Raw genomic sequence first — 14,584 nt, forward strand, 5'->3', positions numbered from 1 at the left:
CCGGCCATTCTCTGCGGTGCAGCTAAATCAACGCCCGATGCGGAAGCGGACATAACGCTCGGGGCCGATTGATCGAGAAGGTCCATATCCACACTCGAATATCTCGTGCGAACAACATCGAGATCGACCTTCCGCCCAATTGCCATTTGAACAGCAAGAAAAACTCAGCCGCGGCGACGGCATGTGTTGATGATCTTTCTGGACAGGACGACACTGTTTGGGTTGGTCGAGAAGGAACTTGAAAAATGATACCAGTACTGGCCGTTGAAGACACTGAGACGGCAGGCAACTATCTGGCGGAAACCTTGGGTTTCTTTCCGGCCGAAATCGGGCTGATGAGCTATGGCACGCAGCAGGTCGCGATTGTCCGCACGGGTGAGATCCCTCGGGCGATGTTGCCGATGAGGCTCGATCACGTTGCTTTCTCTTCACCTGATGTCGACGGTGTACATGCAACAAACCTCGCTCGTGGTGCTCGCCTTTCCTCGAAGTTCACACCCGACGGCCCGCGGGACATTCCGGAGTTCTGGGAAAGCGGTGTGCGGTTCATCTTCTTTGACGGGCCGGATGGGTGGCCATTCGAGTTCTGTGCGAAGAACGGCTCGGATGAAGCCAAGGGTCACAGTCATTTTGCCATCCGGACCGGACGGATCGAGACCGCAGAAGCGCAACTCGTGAAGATGGGCGCAAGATTGATTGCGCGCCATGTGCTCGAAGGAAACCCGGCCCCCGTGAGGGTCTGTTTCCTTGAACTGTCCGGCTGTGTTTTTGAGATCTTCGACGAGGCCCCGATGCCGGAGGCGGACCAGGTTGGCGGGTGGATTGGCCTGCTGCCTGATGACGGGGGCTGAAACTGATGCGCGAATCGCACTGCGGGCCCGCAAAGAGCGGACCCGCAAACGTCGTTGATGGCACAAAATGGCCGTGCTTCCGATTGCTCAGGCTGCTTGTGTCTGCCCCGGAGGCTCCATCGCACCGGTCATCATCGCCACGGCATCCGACATCGAGTGTTCGCCAGGGCGGACCACGCAAAGACGCTGACCCAGGCGGTGAATGTGGATGCGATCCGCAACTTCGAAGACGTGGGGCATGTTGTGTGAGATCAACACGATAGGGATGCCGCGATCCCGTACGTCCTTGATCAGTTCCAGAACCCGACGGCTCTCCTTGACGCCGAGCGCTGCCGTCGGTTCGTCGAGGATGATAACCCTGGAACCGAAGGCGGCAGCACGGGCCACGGCGATGCCCTGACGCTGACCACCCGAAAGGGTTTCGACCGCCTGCTTGATGTTCTGGATCGTCATCAAACCCAGTTCCGTCAGCTTTTCTCTGGCGAACTTTTCCATCGCTGGCTTGTCGAGTTGGCGCAGGTACTTGCCCATGAACCCGGGTTTGCGCAGCTCGCGCCCCATGAACATGTTGTCGGCAATGGAGAGCGCAGGCGACATGGCGAGCGTCTGGTAGACGGTTGCGATGCCGGCGTCCTGGGCCTCCAGCGGCGAGTTGAAGTGAACGGGTTCCCCGTCCAGAAGCACCTCTCCGTGGTCGGGCTGAAGTGCGCCCGAGAGGGTCTTGATCATCACCGACTTGCCGGCCCCGTTGTCACCGATCACGGCGAGCACTTCGCCGGGGTAGAGTTCGAAATCGCAGCCACTCAGCGCGGTCACACTTCCGAATTTCTTCACCAGGCCGCGGCCTTGAAGGACAGGTTGCTGTGTCATGCCGTTCCCTTTCTAATCCACTGGTCCACGGCAACCGCGAAGATGATAAGCGCGCCGATGAGCAGGTAGGTCCATTGCGGGTCGGTACCGATCATGCGCAGCCCGAGCGAGAAGACGCCGACAATCAGGCCACCTGCCAATGCGCCGAGAATTGAGCCGCGCCCGCCGAACAGCGAGATGCCACCGATGGCGACGGCTGTGATCGCCTCGATATTGGCGTTTTGGCCGGAGGTGGGAGAGACAGAGCCGATGCGACCGATCAAGGCCCAGCCAGCAAAGGCACAGATGAGACCGGCAAGGCAATAGACCTGCACGAGCACGTTCTTGACCTTGACGCCCGCCAGTTCCGCCGCTTCAGGATCATCGCCCACCGCATAGACATGGCGCCCCCAGGCGGTCGAGCGCAGCACATAGGCCAGCGCCAGGACGATCACCAGCATCGCCACTGCACCATAGGTGAAGACGGCACCACCGATCCCGAACTTCTCGCCGAAGAGTTGCAGTGCCGGGGCGGCCTCGGCGATTTCCTGGCTTCGTATCGTTTCGTTAGAGGAATAGAGAAAGTTGGCCGCGAGAAAGATCTGCCAGGTGCCCAGCGTCACGATGAAGGGCGGCAGCTTCATATAGGCCACCAGCACGCCGTTGATGAAGCCCATGCCTGCGCCGGCCATAAGGCCGATGGCGATGGAGATCTCGACCGGAATTCCATAGCGGAAGGTGAATTGGCCCATGATCACGGAGGAGAAAACCATGATCGCGCCGACCGAAAGGTCGATGCCCGCGGTCAGGATGACCAGCGTCTGTGCCGAGGCGGTGATGCCGACGATCATCACCTGTTGCAGGATCAGCGTCAGCGCGAAGGGCGAGAAGAACTTGCCGCCCAGGATCAGGCCAAAGACCAGAACTGCCACCAGCAACACGAACATCGGCACCGCCGACGGCGTCGCATGTAGCCAGTTCTGGACCTTCCGTGACAGAGTTTCGTCTTCTTCGAATTCAGCGACGGTGGTTGCCGCATCCTTTAGAACGTCTTCATAGCTTAGTTTCGATTTGTCTTGGTTTGCGTTGCCGGTGTCGGACATCCGAACCTCCCTGAATTGACGCGAGCGGACGACGGCGCCCGGATTCGCAATTCGGTTCTGGCGCGAGGCGAAGGGCGGGGAGGAGGCCGCCGCCCTTCACCCGGGCCGGTTAACTCTGCGGGCCGGGAGTTAGCCCCAGCAGAGGTCCGCGCCAGCCTTGGAGTCGATCGACTCAACGCCGTCGACCGGTTGGTCGGTGATCAACTGAACGCCGGTGTCGAAAAAGTCCTTGCCCGGGGTGACTTCCGGCTTGGCGCCGCCCTCGGCCCAGGCTTTGATCGCCTCGATGCCCTTGGAGGCCATCAGCAACGGGTATTGCTGCGATGTGGCGCCGATCACGCCATCGGCCACGTTCGCAACGCCAGGGCAGCCGCCGTCAACGGAAACGATCAGCACGTCATTCTCGCGCCCGAGCGCCTTGAGTGCCTCGTAGGCGCCGGCGGCGGCGGGCTCGTTGATCGTGTAAACGACGTTGATGAAGGGATCCTTGGCCAGCAGGTTCTCCATTGCCTTGCGACCACCTTCCTCGTTTCCTGCGGTCACGTCATTGCCGACGATGCGGGCGTCATCCTCGTCGCCCCACTTGTTCGGATCGCCAAGGTCAATGCCAAAGCCTTGAAGGAAGCCCTGGTCGCGCAGCACACCGACGGTAGGTTGACTGACGGCGAGATCGAGCATGGCGATCTTGGCATTGGCAGCATCGTCACCGAGCTTGCCAGCGGCCCATTTGCCGATCAGTTCGCCAGCAAGGAAGTTGTCGGTGGCGAAGGTCGCGTCGGCGGCGTCGATCGGGTCGAGCGGCGTGTCGAGCGCGATCACGACGAGGCCGGCATCGCGGGCCTGCTGCACCGATGCGACGATGGAAGAGGTGTCAGCGGGGGTGATCAGGATACCCTTGGCGCCATCGGCGATGCAGGTCTCGATGGCGGTGACCTGGCTTTCATGGTCGCCGTCGATCCGGCCTGCATAGGATTTCAGCGAGATCCCCAGCTCTTCGGCCTTGGCAGTCGCGCCTTCCTTCATCTTGACGAAGAAGGGATTGGTGTCGGTCTTGGTGATCAGGCAGGCGCCGATATCAGCGGCTTGCGCGGCACCAGTGAGACCGACAAGGCCGAGAGCGGTTGCACCGAGCAGCGTGGTGATGGATTTCATGAGTCTTTCCTCCAGTTGGGTTATCCCTTTCCCAGGCTCCTCCCAGGAATGACGATGGAGGTATGAGACCGTGGCCGTATGAACGGCATATTTCGAAAAACTCGGTCTGGTCTGTAATAATTGTAATCTTGCCCAATGTGGCCAAGCGTTGAAAACGGAAAGGCCGGCGATGGGGATCGCCGGCCCGGATCTTTCTCTGTCAGGGAAGGATCACTCGGCGGGGACCGCCGTGGCGTCGACCTCGGCGTCCGAGAGCGGCTTCTTGAGGACCATCAGCATGGCTGTCGTGATCAGGGTGCCGATGACGATGGCAGCGGCATAGCCGGCGAGGTTCACGACCGCATTCGGGATCGCCAGCACGAAGACGCCACCATGCGGGGCAACCAGTTCGCAGCCCAGGATCATCGAAAGCGCACCGGTGACGGCGGAGCCGACGATGATCGAGGGGATGACGCGGGCCGGGTCCTTCGCGGCGAAGGGGATTGCGCCTTCGGTGATGAACGACAGGCCCAGGACGGCTGCGGCGCCGCCGGCTTCGCGTTCTTCCTCGGTGAAGCGGTTCTTGCCGATCAGCGTGGCAAGGGCGAGGCCCAGCGGCGGGGTCATCCCCGCGGCCATGACGGCGGCCATCGGTGCGTAGGTCTCGGAGGTCAGCAGGCCGACGGCGAAGGTATAGGCGGCCTTGTTGATCGGCCCGCCCATGTCCACGGCCATCATGCCACCGAGGATCAGGCCGAGCAGGACGGCGTTGGTGGTGCCAAGCCCCTGGAGGAATTCCGTCATCGCTGTCAGGAGGGCGGCAACCGGTGCGCCGATGATGTAGACCATGACAAGGCCGACGATCAGGGTTGAGAGCAGTGGCAGGATCAGGACCGGCTTCAGACCTTCGAGGTTCTTCGGCAGGTGGATATTGTCACGCAGCCAGAGCGCGACGTATCCGGCAAGGAAGCCCGCGACGATCCCGCCAAGGAATCCCGAACCGAGGTTCACGGCAAGCATGCCGCCGATCAGGCCCGGTGTCAGGCCCGGACGGTCGGCGATGGAGAAGGCGATATAGCCTGCCAGTACCGGGACCATCAGCTTGAAGGCGGCGCCACCGCCGATAGCCATGAGGGCGGCCGGAAGCGTGCCCTCTTCCTCGAAGGCCTTGATGCCGAAGACGAAGGAGAGCGCAATCAGCAGACCACCGGCAACCACCAGCGGCAGCATGTAGGAGACACCCGTCAGCAAGTGCTTGTAGGGGCCGGACCGCTGTGCGGCGCGGGCGGCCTTGGCCTGGCTCACCTCGTCCGCAAGGCCCTTGCCGGAAGCGGCAGCGCCCTGGACCTGGCCATGTGCGACAGCCTCGTCGAGAACGGTGTTTGCGCCCTTCACGGCTGCCCCTACGGAAGTCGCGTAGACCTTCTTGCCGCCGAAACGGCCGGTGTCCACATGGGTGTCGGCGGCGATCACCACGAGGTCGGCATTGGCGACCTGCTCTTCGGTCAGGGCGTTCTGCGAGCCGACCGAGCCTTGGGTCTCCACTGCGATCTCCCAGCCGCGCTTCTCGGCGGCCTTCTTCAGTGCATCAGCGGCCATGAAGGTATGGGCGATGCCAGTGGGGCAGGAGGTGATGGCAACCACCTTCAGCGCCGCATTTGGCGTCTCGTTGGGCATTTCCTGGGGCTCCTCTTGGATGCCGAGGGCGGCGTCGAGCACCTCCCCCGTCTTGCGCAGCGCTTCGCTGGTGGAGGTCCGGAAGACAGGCTTGCCGGCAAAACGCGCTTCATCGGTTGCAATATCGGTGGCCAGCAGGACGAGATCGGCTTGCGCGATCTCCTCGGCGGTCAGGGCGTCATCGGTTCCCTGTGCGCTCTGGCGTTCGATGCGGATGCTGTGACCCTTGAGCGCGGCGGTCTCCTTGAGCGCTTCCGCGGCCATGTGTGTATGCGCGATACCGGTCGGGCAAGCGGTAACGGCGACGATCCTGGACATGTGATCCTCCCGGGTTTCTGGTTAGTTGGGCGCGGTCACGGTGACCGCACGGGCAAAGGTTTCGATTTGCGGAATGGCCGGCAGGCTCGGGCCGATCTCTCCGAGGGCGCCGAGCGAGAAACCCGTGGCAAGTGCCGCGGTTTCCGACAGGCTCAATCCCTGCGTGGCGGAGTGGACAAGGCCGGCAACCATCGCATCGCCCGCACCAACCGTGCTGGCGATAGTGACCTTGGGCGGGGTGGCGAGGATGGCCTCGTCAGGGCTAACCAGAACGGCCCCGTCGCCACCCATCGAGACCACGACAAGGCCGACGCCGCCGGCGACGATCTCGCGGGCTGCGGCGACAACGTCTGCAAGGCAGCCGATCTCCCGCTCCAGCAGGTCGCCGAGTTCGGCAATGTTGGGCTTGATGATGTCGGGCTGTGCGGCAAGCGCCTGTGCCAGCGGCGCACCGGAGGTGTCGAGTGCCACTTTCGCACCGCCCTTCCGGGCGATGGCGGTCAACTCGGCATAGGCGCTGGCCTCCAGTCCGGCCGGAAGGCTGCCGCAGAGGGCAACCCAGTCGAGCCCGGCCGCCATGGCCGCCTCCAATCGGTCGGCAACGGCGAGGAGGTCATCCGCGCCTGCCCGGATGCCCGGGAAGTTCAGGTCGGTGACCGTCTCAAGCTCCGGATCGACGATCTTCACGTTCGTTCGCGTGGCACCGTCCAGCCGCAGGCAGTCGTCCCGAAGGCCCACCGCCTTGAAATGCCGGACAAAAAGCGTCTCGTTCTCGCGGCCCAGCAGGCCGGTCACCATCACGTCGTGCCCGAAATGAGCGAGGAAGGAGGCGACATTCACGCCCTTTCCGCCGGCGTCGGATTGCACTGCCTCCACCCGGTTTACCGCATCGACGGCGAAACGCGGGGTGGTGGCGGTCTGGTCAACGGCGGAGTTGAGCGAGACCGTCGCGATACGGGGGGTCGTGTTCATTGCAACCTCCCTCAACGCAGCGCGCGGACCGACGCGGCGTCTGTTGCGGCCAAAGCCCGTTGCGCCAGAGCGCGATTTTCAGCCATCGACTGCCGGCGCAGCTGCGCCTTGACCGCGGCGATGGAGGGGATTGAGACCGAAAGCTCTTTCAGCCCCAGCCCGCTGAGGATCGAAACCCCCATCGGATCGGCCGCGATGCCGCCGCAGGCACCAACCCAGATCCCAGCCGCATCGGCGGCCTTGACCGTCTGGTCGATCAGGCGAAGGACGGCGGGGTGCAACCCGTCGGCCAGGCGGGCCAATGTCGGGTGCATCCGGTCCATGGCCAGCGCGTATTGCGTCAGGTCATTGGTACCGATGGAGAAGAAATCGACCTTCTGCGCCAGTTCGGGCGCCATCATCACCGCCGAGGGAATCTCGATCATGATCCCCATCTCGACCGGTTCGGCCCCGATCTCGGTCCGCACCTCCTCGGCGATCCGCAGGGCGTCGTCGAGTTCGCCGGTCATCGCGACCATCGGGAACATGATGCGCAGCGGACCATTTGCGGAAGCGCGGTAGATGGCGCGCAGCTGGCTGCGGAAGAGGTCCTCATGGGCGAAGCAGAAGCGGATGCCGCGCTCGCCAAGGAACGGGTTCTCCTCCACCGGCATCTTCAGGTAGGGGATCTCCTTGTCACCGCCCACGTCCAGCGTGCGGATGATGATCGGCAGACCGTTCATCGCCTCCAGCATCGCAGTGTAGATCTCTACCTGCTCGTCCTCGGAGGGCGGCCGGTCGCGGTTCACGAAGAGGAATTCGGTGCGCAGCAGGCCCACGCCCTCGCCACCGGCCTCGACCGTTGCGACGGCTTCAGCCACGTCGGAGATATTGGCCACCACCTCGACCCGTTCGCCATCGGTGGTGAGCGCCGGCTTGTAGCAGTCTCGCTTCTCGGCCTCGCGCTGCGCCTTCAGGTCCACAAAGGCCGTACGGGCACGGGCCTCGTCGGCATCGCTGGGTAAGACCACCAACACCCCGTGTTCGCCATCAAGGATCGCGGGCGTTCCGGCGGGGATGTCGAGAACCGACGCCCCGGCACCAACGAGCGCCGGTATGTCCAGCGAGCGGGCAATGATCGAGGTATGCGAGGTTGGTCCACCCGATGCGGTGCAGAGGCCCTGGACCAGCGACGGATCGAGTTGCGCGGTGTCCGACGGGGTCAGGTCATCGGCCACGAGGATGCAGGGTTCGGAGGGCAGCCGGTTGGCATCTGTCTGCACCTCGGCCAGTTGTCGCAGCACCCGCAGGCCGGCATCGCGCAGGTCGATGGCGCGCCCGGCCAGAACCGGATCCTTCATACCAGCGAGGATATCGGCACGCTCGTTATAGGCCGCGCTCCAGGCGAAGGCCGCACTGCGTCCATTGGTGATGAGATCCTGTGCGGCCTCGACCATCTCGGGATCGTCGAGGAATTCCTGGTGCGCGCGGAAGATCGCGGCCTTCGCCGGACCGGATTTCTTCCAGACCTCGTCGTGGAATTCGTCGAGTTGGCGCCAGGCGGTTTGCATCGCGCCGTCGAGCCGGGCGGTTTCAGCCTGCGGGTCCAGGGCATTCTCCTCGAACACGACCTGCTCGCGCGCGAACTGGAAGACCGGCGCGATGGAAAAGCCGGGAGAGGCCGAGATGCCCTGCACCATGTGCCCGTCATAGGAGACCGAAACCCCGATCGGGCGTTCGGGAGCACCTGCCTCCGCGGCGGCGTCTTCCTCATCCTCGAGCCCGACTTCGAAGGCGTTTCGCAGAGCGGCCAGAGCCTCGACTGCCTGTGGCCCCTCGGTGCTCACCTGCAGGGTCGCTCCCTGCGGCGCGCCGAGCTTCAGCAGAGAGATCAGGCTCTTGCCATTGCCGACCTTTTCGCCACAGCGAATGCGGATTTCGGCATCGAACCCTTTCGAGAGCTCTACCAATGTCGTTGCCGGACGGGCATGCAGCCCATGCGCGCCTGACACGGTCACCTCGAAACCGCCGTCGAAATCCGTGAGCGTCTCCGTCGCGGAAGCCGGGGCGGGAGATGCGCCTGTAAGACGGGCGATGATTTCGGCGGGGTCGGTCGTGGTGGCAAGCCGGTCGGCCTCCTCGGCATCGCTCAGGACATCCGTCAGGTTCGAAAGGAGTTCCAGATGCTCGTCCGAGCGGGCCGCGATCGCCACGACAAGCCGCGCCGTGTCTCCGGGCGCCCATTCGACGCCCTCGGGCAATTGCACCACGGCGATGGCAGTGTCATGGATCAGGTCCCGGTCCTTGGGCAACCCGTGGGGAATGGCGATGCCATTGCCAAGGAAGGTGTTGGCCACCTTTTCCCGACCGAGCATAGACGCACCATAGCGCGGGTCGATCTTGCCGGCGGCCGAAAGCAAATCCACTGCTTGGGAAATGGCATCGGCCTTGCTGGCGGCGGTGTTGCCGATTGCCACGAGATCTTTCGTCAGGTTAAGCACGTTTTTCCTCCACATCCCGTGTCACTTCGTGTTGGTGTGAGAAAGAACGCAGCCAGATGAATGGAATATGTCTCGGATCACCGGCCTGTTTGTAGCAATTGTAATCTTCCTCGCTGGCCTGACGCAGGCACCGGCGCAGGCGGTCACGGTGCTCACTCGCGATGGGGGTCCGATTGCGGGGCCGGCCATCCGGCATGGGACAACGTTTTCAAAGGCCACCGGCACCGACGTCAGGGTCATCCAGCGTCCCTTCATCGGGCTCTACGGCGAGATCATGATCGGTTTCGTCACGGGGAAGACGGAAGCGGACGTGCTGATTTTTCCTGCCGCCTGGCTGCCGGATTTCGCGCCCTACCTTTCGCCCGTTCCCGAGGCGCTGGCCGAAAGCCCATTGGTACAAGGCGTCCACCCCACATACCGCGACTCGCTGATGCGCTGGCAAGGGCAATGGAAGGCGATCACGCTGGACGGCGATCTTCACATGGGGGCCTATCGGCGGGACCTTTTCGACGACCCGCAGACACGGCAAGCCTTCGAACAGCGATATGGCCGCGCACTTGTACCGCCGCGGAGCTGGAGCGACTACGAGGAGATCAGGGCCTTCTTTGACGGGCGCCGCGCTCCTGGCGGCACACATCTCTCGGGGACGCTGGAGGCCTCTGCCGAAGGCGGGCAACGGCTCTGGTATCTCTTCAGCCACGCCGCGGCCTATACCGCGCATCCGGACTATCCCGGTCACTTCTTCTTCGACCCAGACACGATGGAACCAGAGATCGACAACCCCGCCTGGCAACGTGCCTTGCGGGAGTTTCTGACCGCGGTTTCATCGGATCAGGGGCCGTCTGGCGACCTTGACTCCCATGGCGTTCGGGCCGGCTTCGCGGCGGGTCATTCGGCCATGGCCATCGACTGGTCCGACATTGGCGGTGTCGCCACCGACCCGGACACATCGGCAATCGAGGGGAGTGTCGGTTTCTTTGTCCTGCCCGGCAGTCAGGACGTCTGGAACCCCAAACAGGGCCTGTGGGAGACGCTGCCGGTCCCGCGACAGGTGCCCTTCCTTGCCTTCGGTGGATGGATCGCCGGCGTGCCCCGGGCCTCCGCGGCCCCCGAACAGGCCTGGGATTTCATCGCATGGATGGCTGCGCCCGAGCGTGCGGATCGTGACGTCACGAATGGTGCGTCCGGTTTCAACCCTTACCGGCTCAGTCAATTCGAAGAGCACAGCCGCTGGTCCGACATCATGGGCGAGGACGCCGCCATGGATTACCTGCAGGTCCTGCGTGACAGCCTGTCAGCCCCCCAGACCGCTCCCGACCTGCGGATTCCCGGATACCCGGCCTATATGGCGGCGCTGGATGCGCAGGTCGGTGCGGTCATGTCGGGAGATGCCCTGCCAGAAGACGCCCTTTCGGCGGCGGCGCTGGAATGGGAACAGATCACCGACCGGTTGGGCCGGACCAGCCAGCGCCGCCACTACCGCGAGGCGATGGGCCTGGGGGTGCCGGCTCCATGAAACTGCGCGGGATCGAGGGACGGCTCCTCCTGATCGTTGTTCTTTCGACGCTGGCCATGCTGGTGGCGGGCCTCGCCGCGCTCCGCGCGCTGGACGAGATCGGCGCGGCCGCTGAAACGGTCACGGGGCGCGAGGTCCCCGCGGTCACCGCAGCCATGCGCCTCGCCCGGATTGGCGAGCGGTTGCAGCAGCGCGGCGCGAGCCTGATGGCCGCCACAACGCCAGAGGCGCTGTCCGACGCCCAGGCCGCCATCGTGACAGATATCGATGCCTTCACCCGTGAGGCCGCCGCGCTTGAGGCCACGCAATCCGAACCGGGGGCCGTCTCGATCATCTCCCGAGAGCTTGCCGATCACCTCAACGATCTGCGCGAAGCGCTCGCGACGCAGGCTGCCCTCGCTGCGGCGGTGGAATTTCAGCAAATACAAATGCTGAACGAAGAAAACCGGGTTCGCCAGCTGATAGGTCCCTCGATCTTGGCGGTGGAGGCTATCACCTCGAACCTGTCGACCTCCGATCTCGCGACCTACAAGACCGCAGTCCGAAGCCAGGGGCCTCTCCTCTCCGCCGAACGACTGACGAACCGGGCTACGGCGGAATTCTTGCTCGCAGCGCGCTCCAACACCCCCGAGTCCCTCGACGAGATTCGCAACAGTTTCAGCCGAACCACGACTCAGCTTGCAGGGTTGGAACCTGTACTTCCGGTCGGCTTGCAGGCCGAGTTTCACGATGCGGCGGCCGCTTTCTCCGGCCAGTTGGGCGATGGCGGGGGTTTCGCATTGCGCGCGCGCGAGCTGGCCGAAAGGACTGCGGCCGAAGCCGCTCTCGCGGCCAGCGCGGAAAATGCCGCGCGCCTGAAACGGGCCGTCGATGCGCAGGTGCTTTCCGCCGGTCGGACGATGGCCAACGTGACCGAGACCCTGCGCCAGACCATCCTGTCCACAACGACTCAATTCTGGATGGCGGGGCTTGCCGTGATCCTGATCGCCGGTGCGGTCTCCTACGCTTTGGTGATCCGCCCGCTCAGTCGCAACCTCGCCGGTGTGACCACCGCGATGACCCGGCTGGCGGGCGGCGAGAAGGACACGCAGGTACCCGGCGCGGAGCGGCGCGACGAGATCGGCGACCTCGCACGTGCCTTCACCGTATTCAAGGACAACACCTTCCAGATGGAGCAACTCGATCGGCAACTTACAGAACGTTCAAACCTTCTGCTTGCCACGTTCGACACAATGAAGGACGGGTTCTCGGTTTTCGATCAGGACCGCAAGCTCGTGGCCTGGAACCCGCAGTTCCTGGCGCTATACGGTTTCGATGAGGCCGCGGTTTCCGGCTCGCCCTCCATCGAGGAGATCAACCGGATGCTGGAAGAGCGCCGCGTGCGAGCCTTTCTCCCCAATGGCGGCGAAACCGATCTCGACACGTTGTCTCACCGCCGCCTCGTGTTGTCACAGCGGCATGAATTGCGTTTCCCGGACGAAAAGGTGCTCGCCCTGCGGTCGAACCCGATCCCGCAGGGGGGCTTCGCCACGATCCACATGGATGTGTCCGAACAGCGCCAGACCGAAAACCAGTTGTTGCAGGCCCAGAAGATGGAAACCGTTGGCCAGCTGACCGGCGGGATTGCGCATGATTTCAACAATATCCTTGCCGTCATCATCGGGAACCTGAACATCATCGCGCGGGAAAGCGACGACAAGCCTGCGGTGCGGGACCGGGCCGACCGGGCACTTGGCGCGGCCGACCGTGCCGCGGGTTTGGTGAGCCGGTTGCTTGCCTTCTCCCGCCGGCAACGGCTCGCGCCTGAGGATGTCGACCTGAATGCCCTGGTGGCCGGCATGTCCGACCTGCTGGAAACGAGCCTGGGCGCCGACATATCCCTCGAAACCAACCTCGCTGATGCACTGCCGCGGGTCCGGGTCGACCCCGGGCCGCTCGAGAATGCACTGATGAACCTCGCGATCAACGCCCGTGATGCGATGGATGGTGAGGGCGAAATCCGTATTTCGACGCAGAGCGCTGAAGATGGCTTCGTAGAGCTGTCCGTCAGCGACACCGGCTCCGGCATTCCCCAGGACCTGCTCGATCAGGTCTTCGAGCCGTTTTTCACCACCAAGCCGGTCGACAAAGGCAGCGGGCTGGGCCTCTCCATGGTCTACGGTTTCGTCCAGCAATCCGGAGGCACGGTCGCCATCGACAGCACGCCTGAAACCGGCACCCGCGTGGGACTCCGCTTACCGGTCGCAAGGGCTGCAGGCACCACAGCCGAACCCGTTGAAACGACACCAGAGAATCCAGAGAATGAAGAGCTGATCGATGCCTGTATTCTCGTGGTAGACGACGATACCGACCTGCTCGAGCTCACGGCCGACCAGCTTCGCGGGCACGGCTATGCGATCGTTACAGCCACTGACGGCGCCACAGCGCTCGAATTGCTCAAGGAAATTCCGGAGATAGACCTGCTCTACACCGATCTCGCGATGCCGGGTGGGATCAGCGGCTTTGATCTGGCGGAGACGGCACGCGAAAGGCGTCCGGATCTTCCGGTTCTCTTTACCTCTGGCGCACCGGGGGAGGCCGGAGAGCGGTTGAAGACCCTATTGCGCAAACCCGTGCAGGAAGACGTGCTCGCCGCCGCCGTGCGAGCGCAACTCGAAGCTCAGAGGCGGCGGACCTCCGCGCCGAATATATAACCAGCCCCACGCTCCGTGCGGATGAATTGCGGCGCCTTTGGGTTCGGCTCGATCTTCCGGCGCAGACGCAGGATCAGGACGTCGATGGTCCGGTCAAAGACCTCTCCACCATCCGATCGCGTCCGCTCCAGCAACTGATCCCGGCTCAGGACGTGTTTCGGTGCGTTGATGAAGGCTTCCAGCAACAGGAACTCCGCATTTGTCAGCGAAACCTGTTCTCCAGCAGGGTTCTCCAGCACTCGGGCTGTCAGGTCTATCATCCAACCGCCGAAACTCCGGCAATCGTGATCGAGTGCATTGGTCGGTGCGGAAGCTGCGTCCGCCGTTCCGCTCCGCCGCAACACGGCTTTGATCCGGGCAATGAGTTCGCGCGGATTGAAGGGTTTGACGACGTAATCGTCCGCACCCATTTCCAGCCCGATGATCCGGTCCACGTCCCCGCCGAGCCCGGTCAGCATGATGATCGGTATATTCGACGTTGCACGCAGCCGTTGGGCGATTGTCAGACCATCCTGATCCGGCAGGCGCAGATCCAGCAGGATCAGGTCTGGCGCCAGCCGTTTCAGCACATCTCCGGCTTCAGCGCCGCTGGCGGCTTCCGAGACCTCCCATCCCTGCGATTCGAGTTCGTATCGCACGATGTCCCGAACATCGGGGTCGTCATCGACGATGAGTACCTTGACCATGTTTGCCTATCTTTCCCGTCAGCAGGCAGTTCGTCCGTTAACTATTGGCACCAAGATCCGGTTTGCTTCAAGAGATTGATTTCGATCCCGGAGCAGATGCGCTGTTTGTGCTCCTCGTATAAGGTACAAAATCACCCCAACAGATACACAGGCCACGCGCAGAGTGGCTACCGGGACGTTGTGCCAGGTCTGAATTTACCGATCCCACCTAACCTTGGCTCCAATCTGGCGGAATGCCGCGCTGTCGATGAACGTCAGGTTTCGGAAAGCAATTGAGCGGGCATCATACGAACAGGAAGGTCCGCTGT

Annotated in this window: 10 protein-coding genes; 3 read left to right on the plus strand and 7 right to left on the minus strand. The window is 63.3% G+C overall.

The window, feature by feature from the left end:
* The first annotated feature begins 245 nt into the window (after positions 1–245).
* Positions 246–851 (plus strand): VOC family protein, encoded by a 606-nt coding sequence (locus R3X27_RS24615; RefSeq protein WP_317711562.1) that lies wholly within the window; start codon positions 246–248, stop codon positions 849–851.
* An 87-nt stretch (positions 852–938) separates the two neighbouring features.
* Here the strand turns inward: R3X27_RS24615 and R3X27_RS24620 are convergent, their stop codons facing one another.
* The 6 genes from R3X27_RS24620 to ptsP all read right to left on the minus strand — a co-directional run bounded on the left by R3X27_RS24620 (position 939) and on the right by ptsP (position 9,381).
* Positions 939–1,721 (minus strand): ATP-binding cassette domain-containing protein, encoded by a 783-nt coding sequence (locus tag R3X27_RS24620; RefSeq protein ID WP_317711563.1) that lies wholly within the window; start codon positions 1,719–1,721, stop codon positions 939–941.
* Positions 1,718–2,803, minus strand: a complete 1,086-nt coding sequence (locus R3X27_RS24625; RefSeq protein ID WP_317711564.1) for an ABC transporter permease — start codon at positions 2,801–2,803, stop codon at positions 1,718–1,720. The genes R3X27_RS24620 and R3X27_RS24625 overlap by 4 nt, the downstream gene beginning before the upstream one ends.
* Positions 2,804–2,932: 129 nt before the next feature.
* Entirely contained in the window at positions 2,933–3,946 is a 1,014-nt protein-coding gene (locus R3X27_RS24630; RefSeq protein ID WP_317711571.1) for a sugar ABC transporter substrate-binding protein, read from the minus strand.
* A gap of 219 nt (positions 3,947–4,165) precedes the next feature.
* Positions 4,166–5,929, minus strand: coding sequence for a PTS fructose-like transporter subunit IIB (locus tag R3X27_RS24635; RefSeq protein ID WP_317711565.1), 1,764 nt, complete (start codon positions 5,927–5,929; stop codon positions 4,166–4,168).
* 21 nt (positions 5,930–5,950) lie between these two features.
* The gene (gene pfkB, locus R3X27_RS24640) at positions 5,951–6,901 is read right to left on the minus strand and encodes a 1-phosphofructokinase (RefSeq protein ID WP_317711566.1); all 951 of its coding nucleotides are present in this window, start codon (positions 6,899–6,901) and stop codon (positions 5,951–5,953) included.
* A gap of 11 nt (positions 6,902–6,912) precedes the next feature.
* The gene (ptsP, locus tag R3X27_RS24645) at positions 6,913–9,381 is read right to left on the minus strand and encodes a phosphoenolpyruvate--protein phosphotransferase (RefSeq protein ID WP_317711567.1); all 2,469 of its coding nucleotides are present in this window, start codon (positions 9,379–9,381) and stop codon (positions 6,913–6,915) included.
* Between the two features lie 67 nt (positions 9,382–9,448).
* On the opposite strand from ptsP, the gene R3X27_RS24650 reads away from it, so the two are divergent.
* Positions 9,449–10,897: an extracellular solute-binding protein gene (locus R3X27_RS24650; protein WP_317711568.1), complete on the plus strand. Its 1,449-nt coding sequence runs from the start codon at positions 9,449–9,451 to the stop codon at positions 10,895–10,897.
* Complete coding sequence (locus R3X27_RS24655; protein WP_317711569.1) at positions 10,894–13,590, plus strand: ATP-binding protein; 2,697 nt, start codon at positions 10,894–10,896, stop codon at positions 13,588–13,590. Before R3X27_RS24650 ends, R3X27_RS24655 begins: the two co-directional genes overlap by 4 nt.
* On the opposite strand, the gene R3X27_RS24660 is transcribed toward R3X27_RS24655, so the two are convergent.
* Positions 13,557–14,276 carry a response regulator gene (locus R3X27_RS24660; protein WP_317711570.1) on the minus strand — a complete coding sequence of 240 codons (720 nt, stop codon included), beginning with the start codon at positions 14,274–14,276 and terminating at the stop codon, positions 13,557–13,559. The two genes, R3X27_RS24655 and R3X27_RS24660, sit on opposite strands and share 34 nt — an antisense overlap.
* Positions 14,277–14,584: the final 308 nt, after the last annotated feature.

This window comes from Tropicimonas sp. TH_r6 (assembly GCF_033101155.1).
Classification (GTDB): Bacteria; Pseudomonadota; Alphaproteobacteria; order Rhodobacterales; family Rhodobacteraceae; genus Tropicimonas.

Bases quoted from the DNA above. Each gene is read 5' to 3' on its own strand.
- R3X27_RS24615 (WP_317711562.1), top strand. From the start codon at position 246: ATGATACCAGTACTGGCCGTTGAAGACACTGAGACGGCAGGCAACTAT.
- R3X27_RS24620 (WP_317711563.1), bottom strand. From the start codon at position 1,721: ATGACACAGCAACCTGTCCTTCAAGGCCGCGGCCTGGTGAAGAAATTC.
- R3X27_RS24625 (WP_317711564.1), bottom strand. From the start codon at position 2,803: ATGTCCGACACCGGCAACGCAAACCAAGACAAATCGAAACTAAGCTAT.
- R3X27_RS24635 (WP_317711565.1), bottom strand. From the start codon at position 5,929: ATGTCCAGGATCGTCGCCGTTACCGCTTGCCCGACCGGTATCGCGCAT.
- pfkB (WP_317711566.1), bottom strand. From the start codon at position 6,901: ATGAACACGACCCCCCGTATCGCGACGGTCTCGCTCAACTCCGCCGTT.
- R3X27_RS24650 (WP_317711568.1), top strand. From the start codon at position 9,449: ATGTCTCGGATCACCGGCCTGTTTGTAGCAATTGTAATCTTCCTCGCT.
- R3X27_RS24655 (WP_317711569.1), top strand. From the start codon at position 10,894: ATGAAACTGCGCGGGATCGAGGGACGGCTCCTCCTGATCGTTGTTCTT.
- R3X27_RS24660 (WP_317711570.1), bottom strand. From the start codon at position 14,276: ATGGTCAAGGTACTCATCGTCGATGACGACCCCGATGTTCGGGACATC.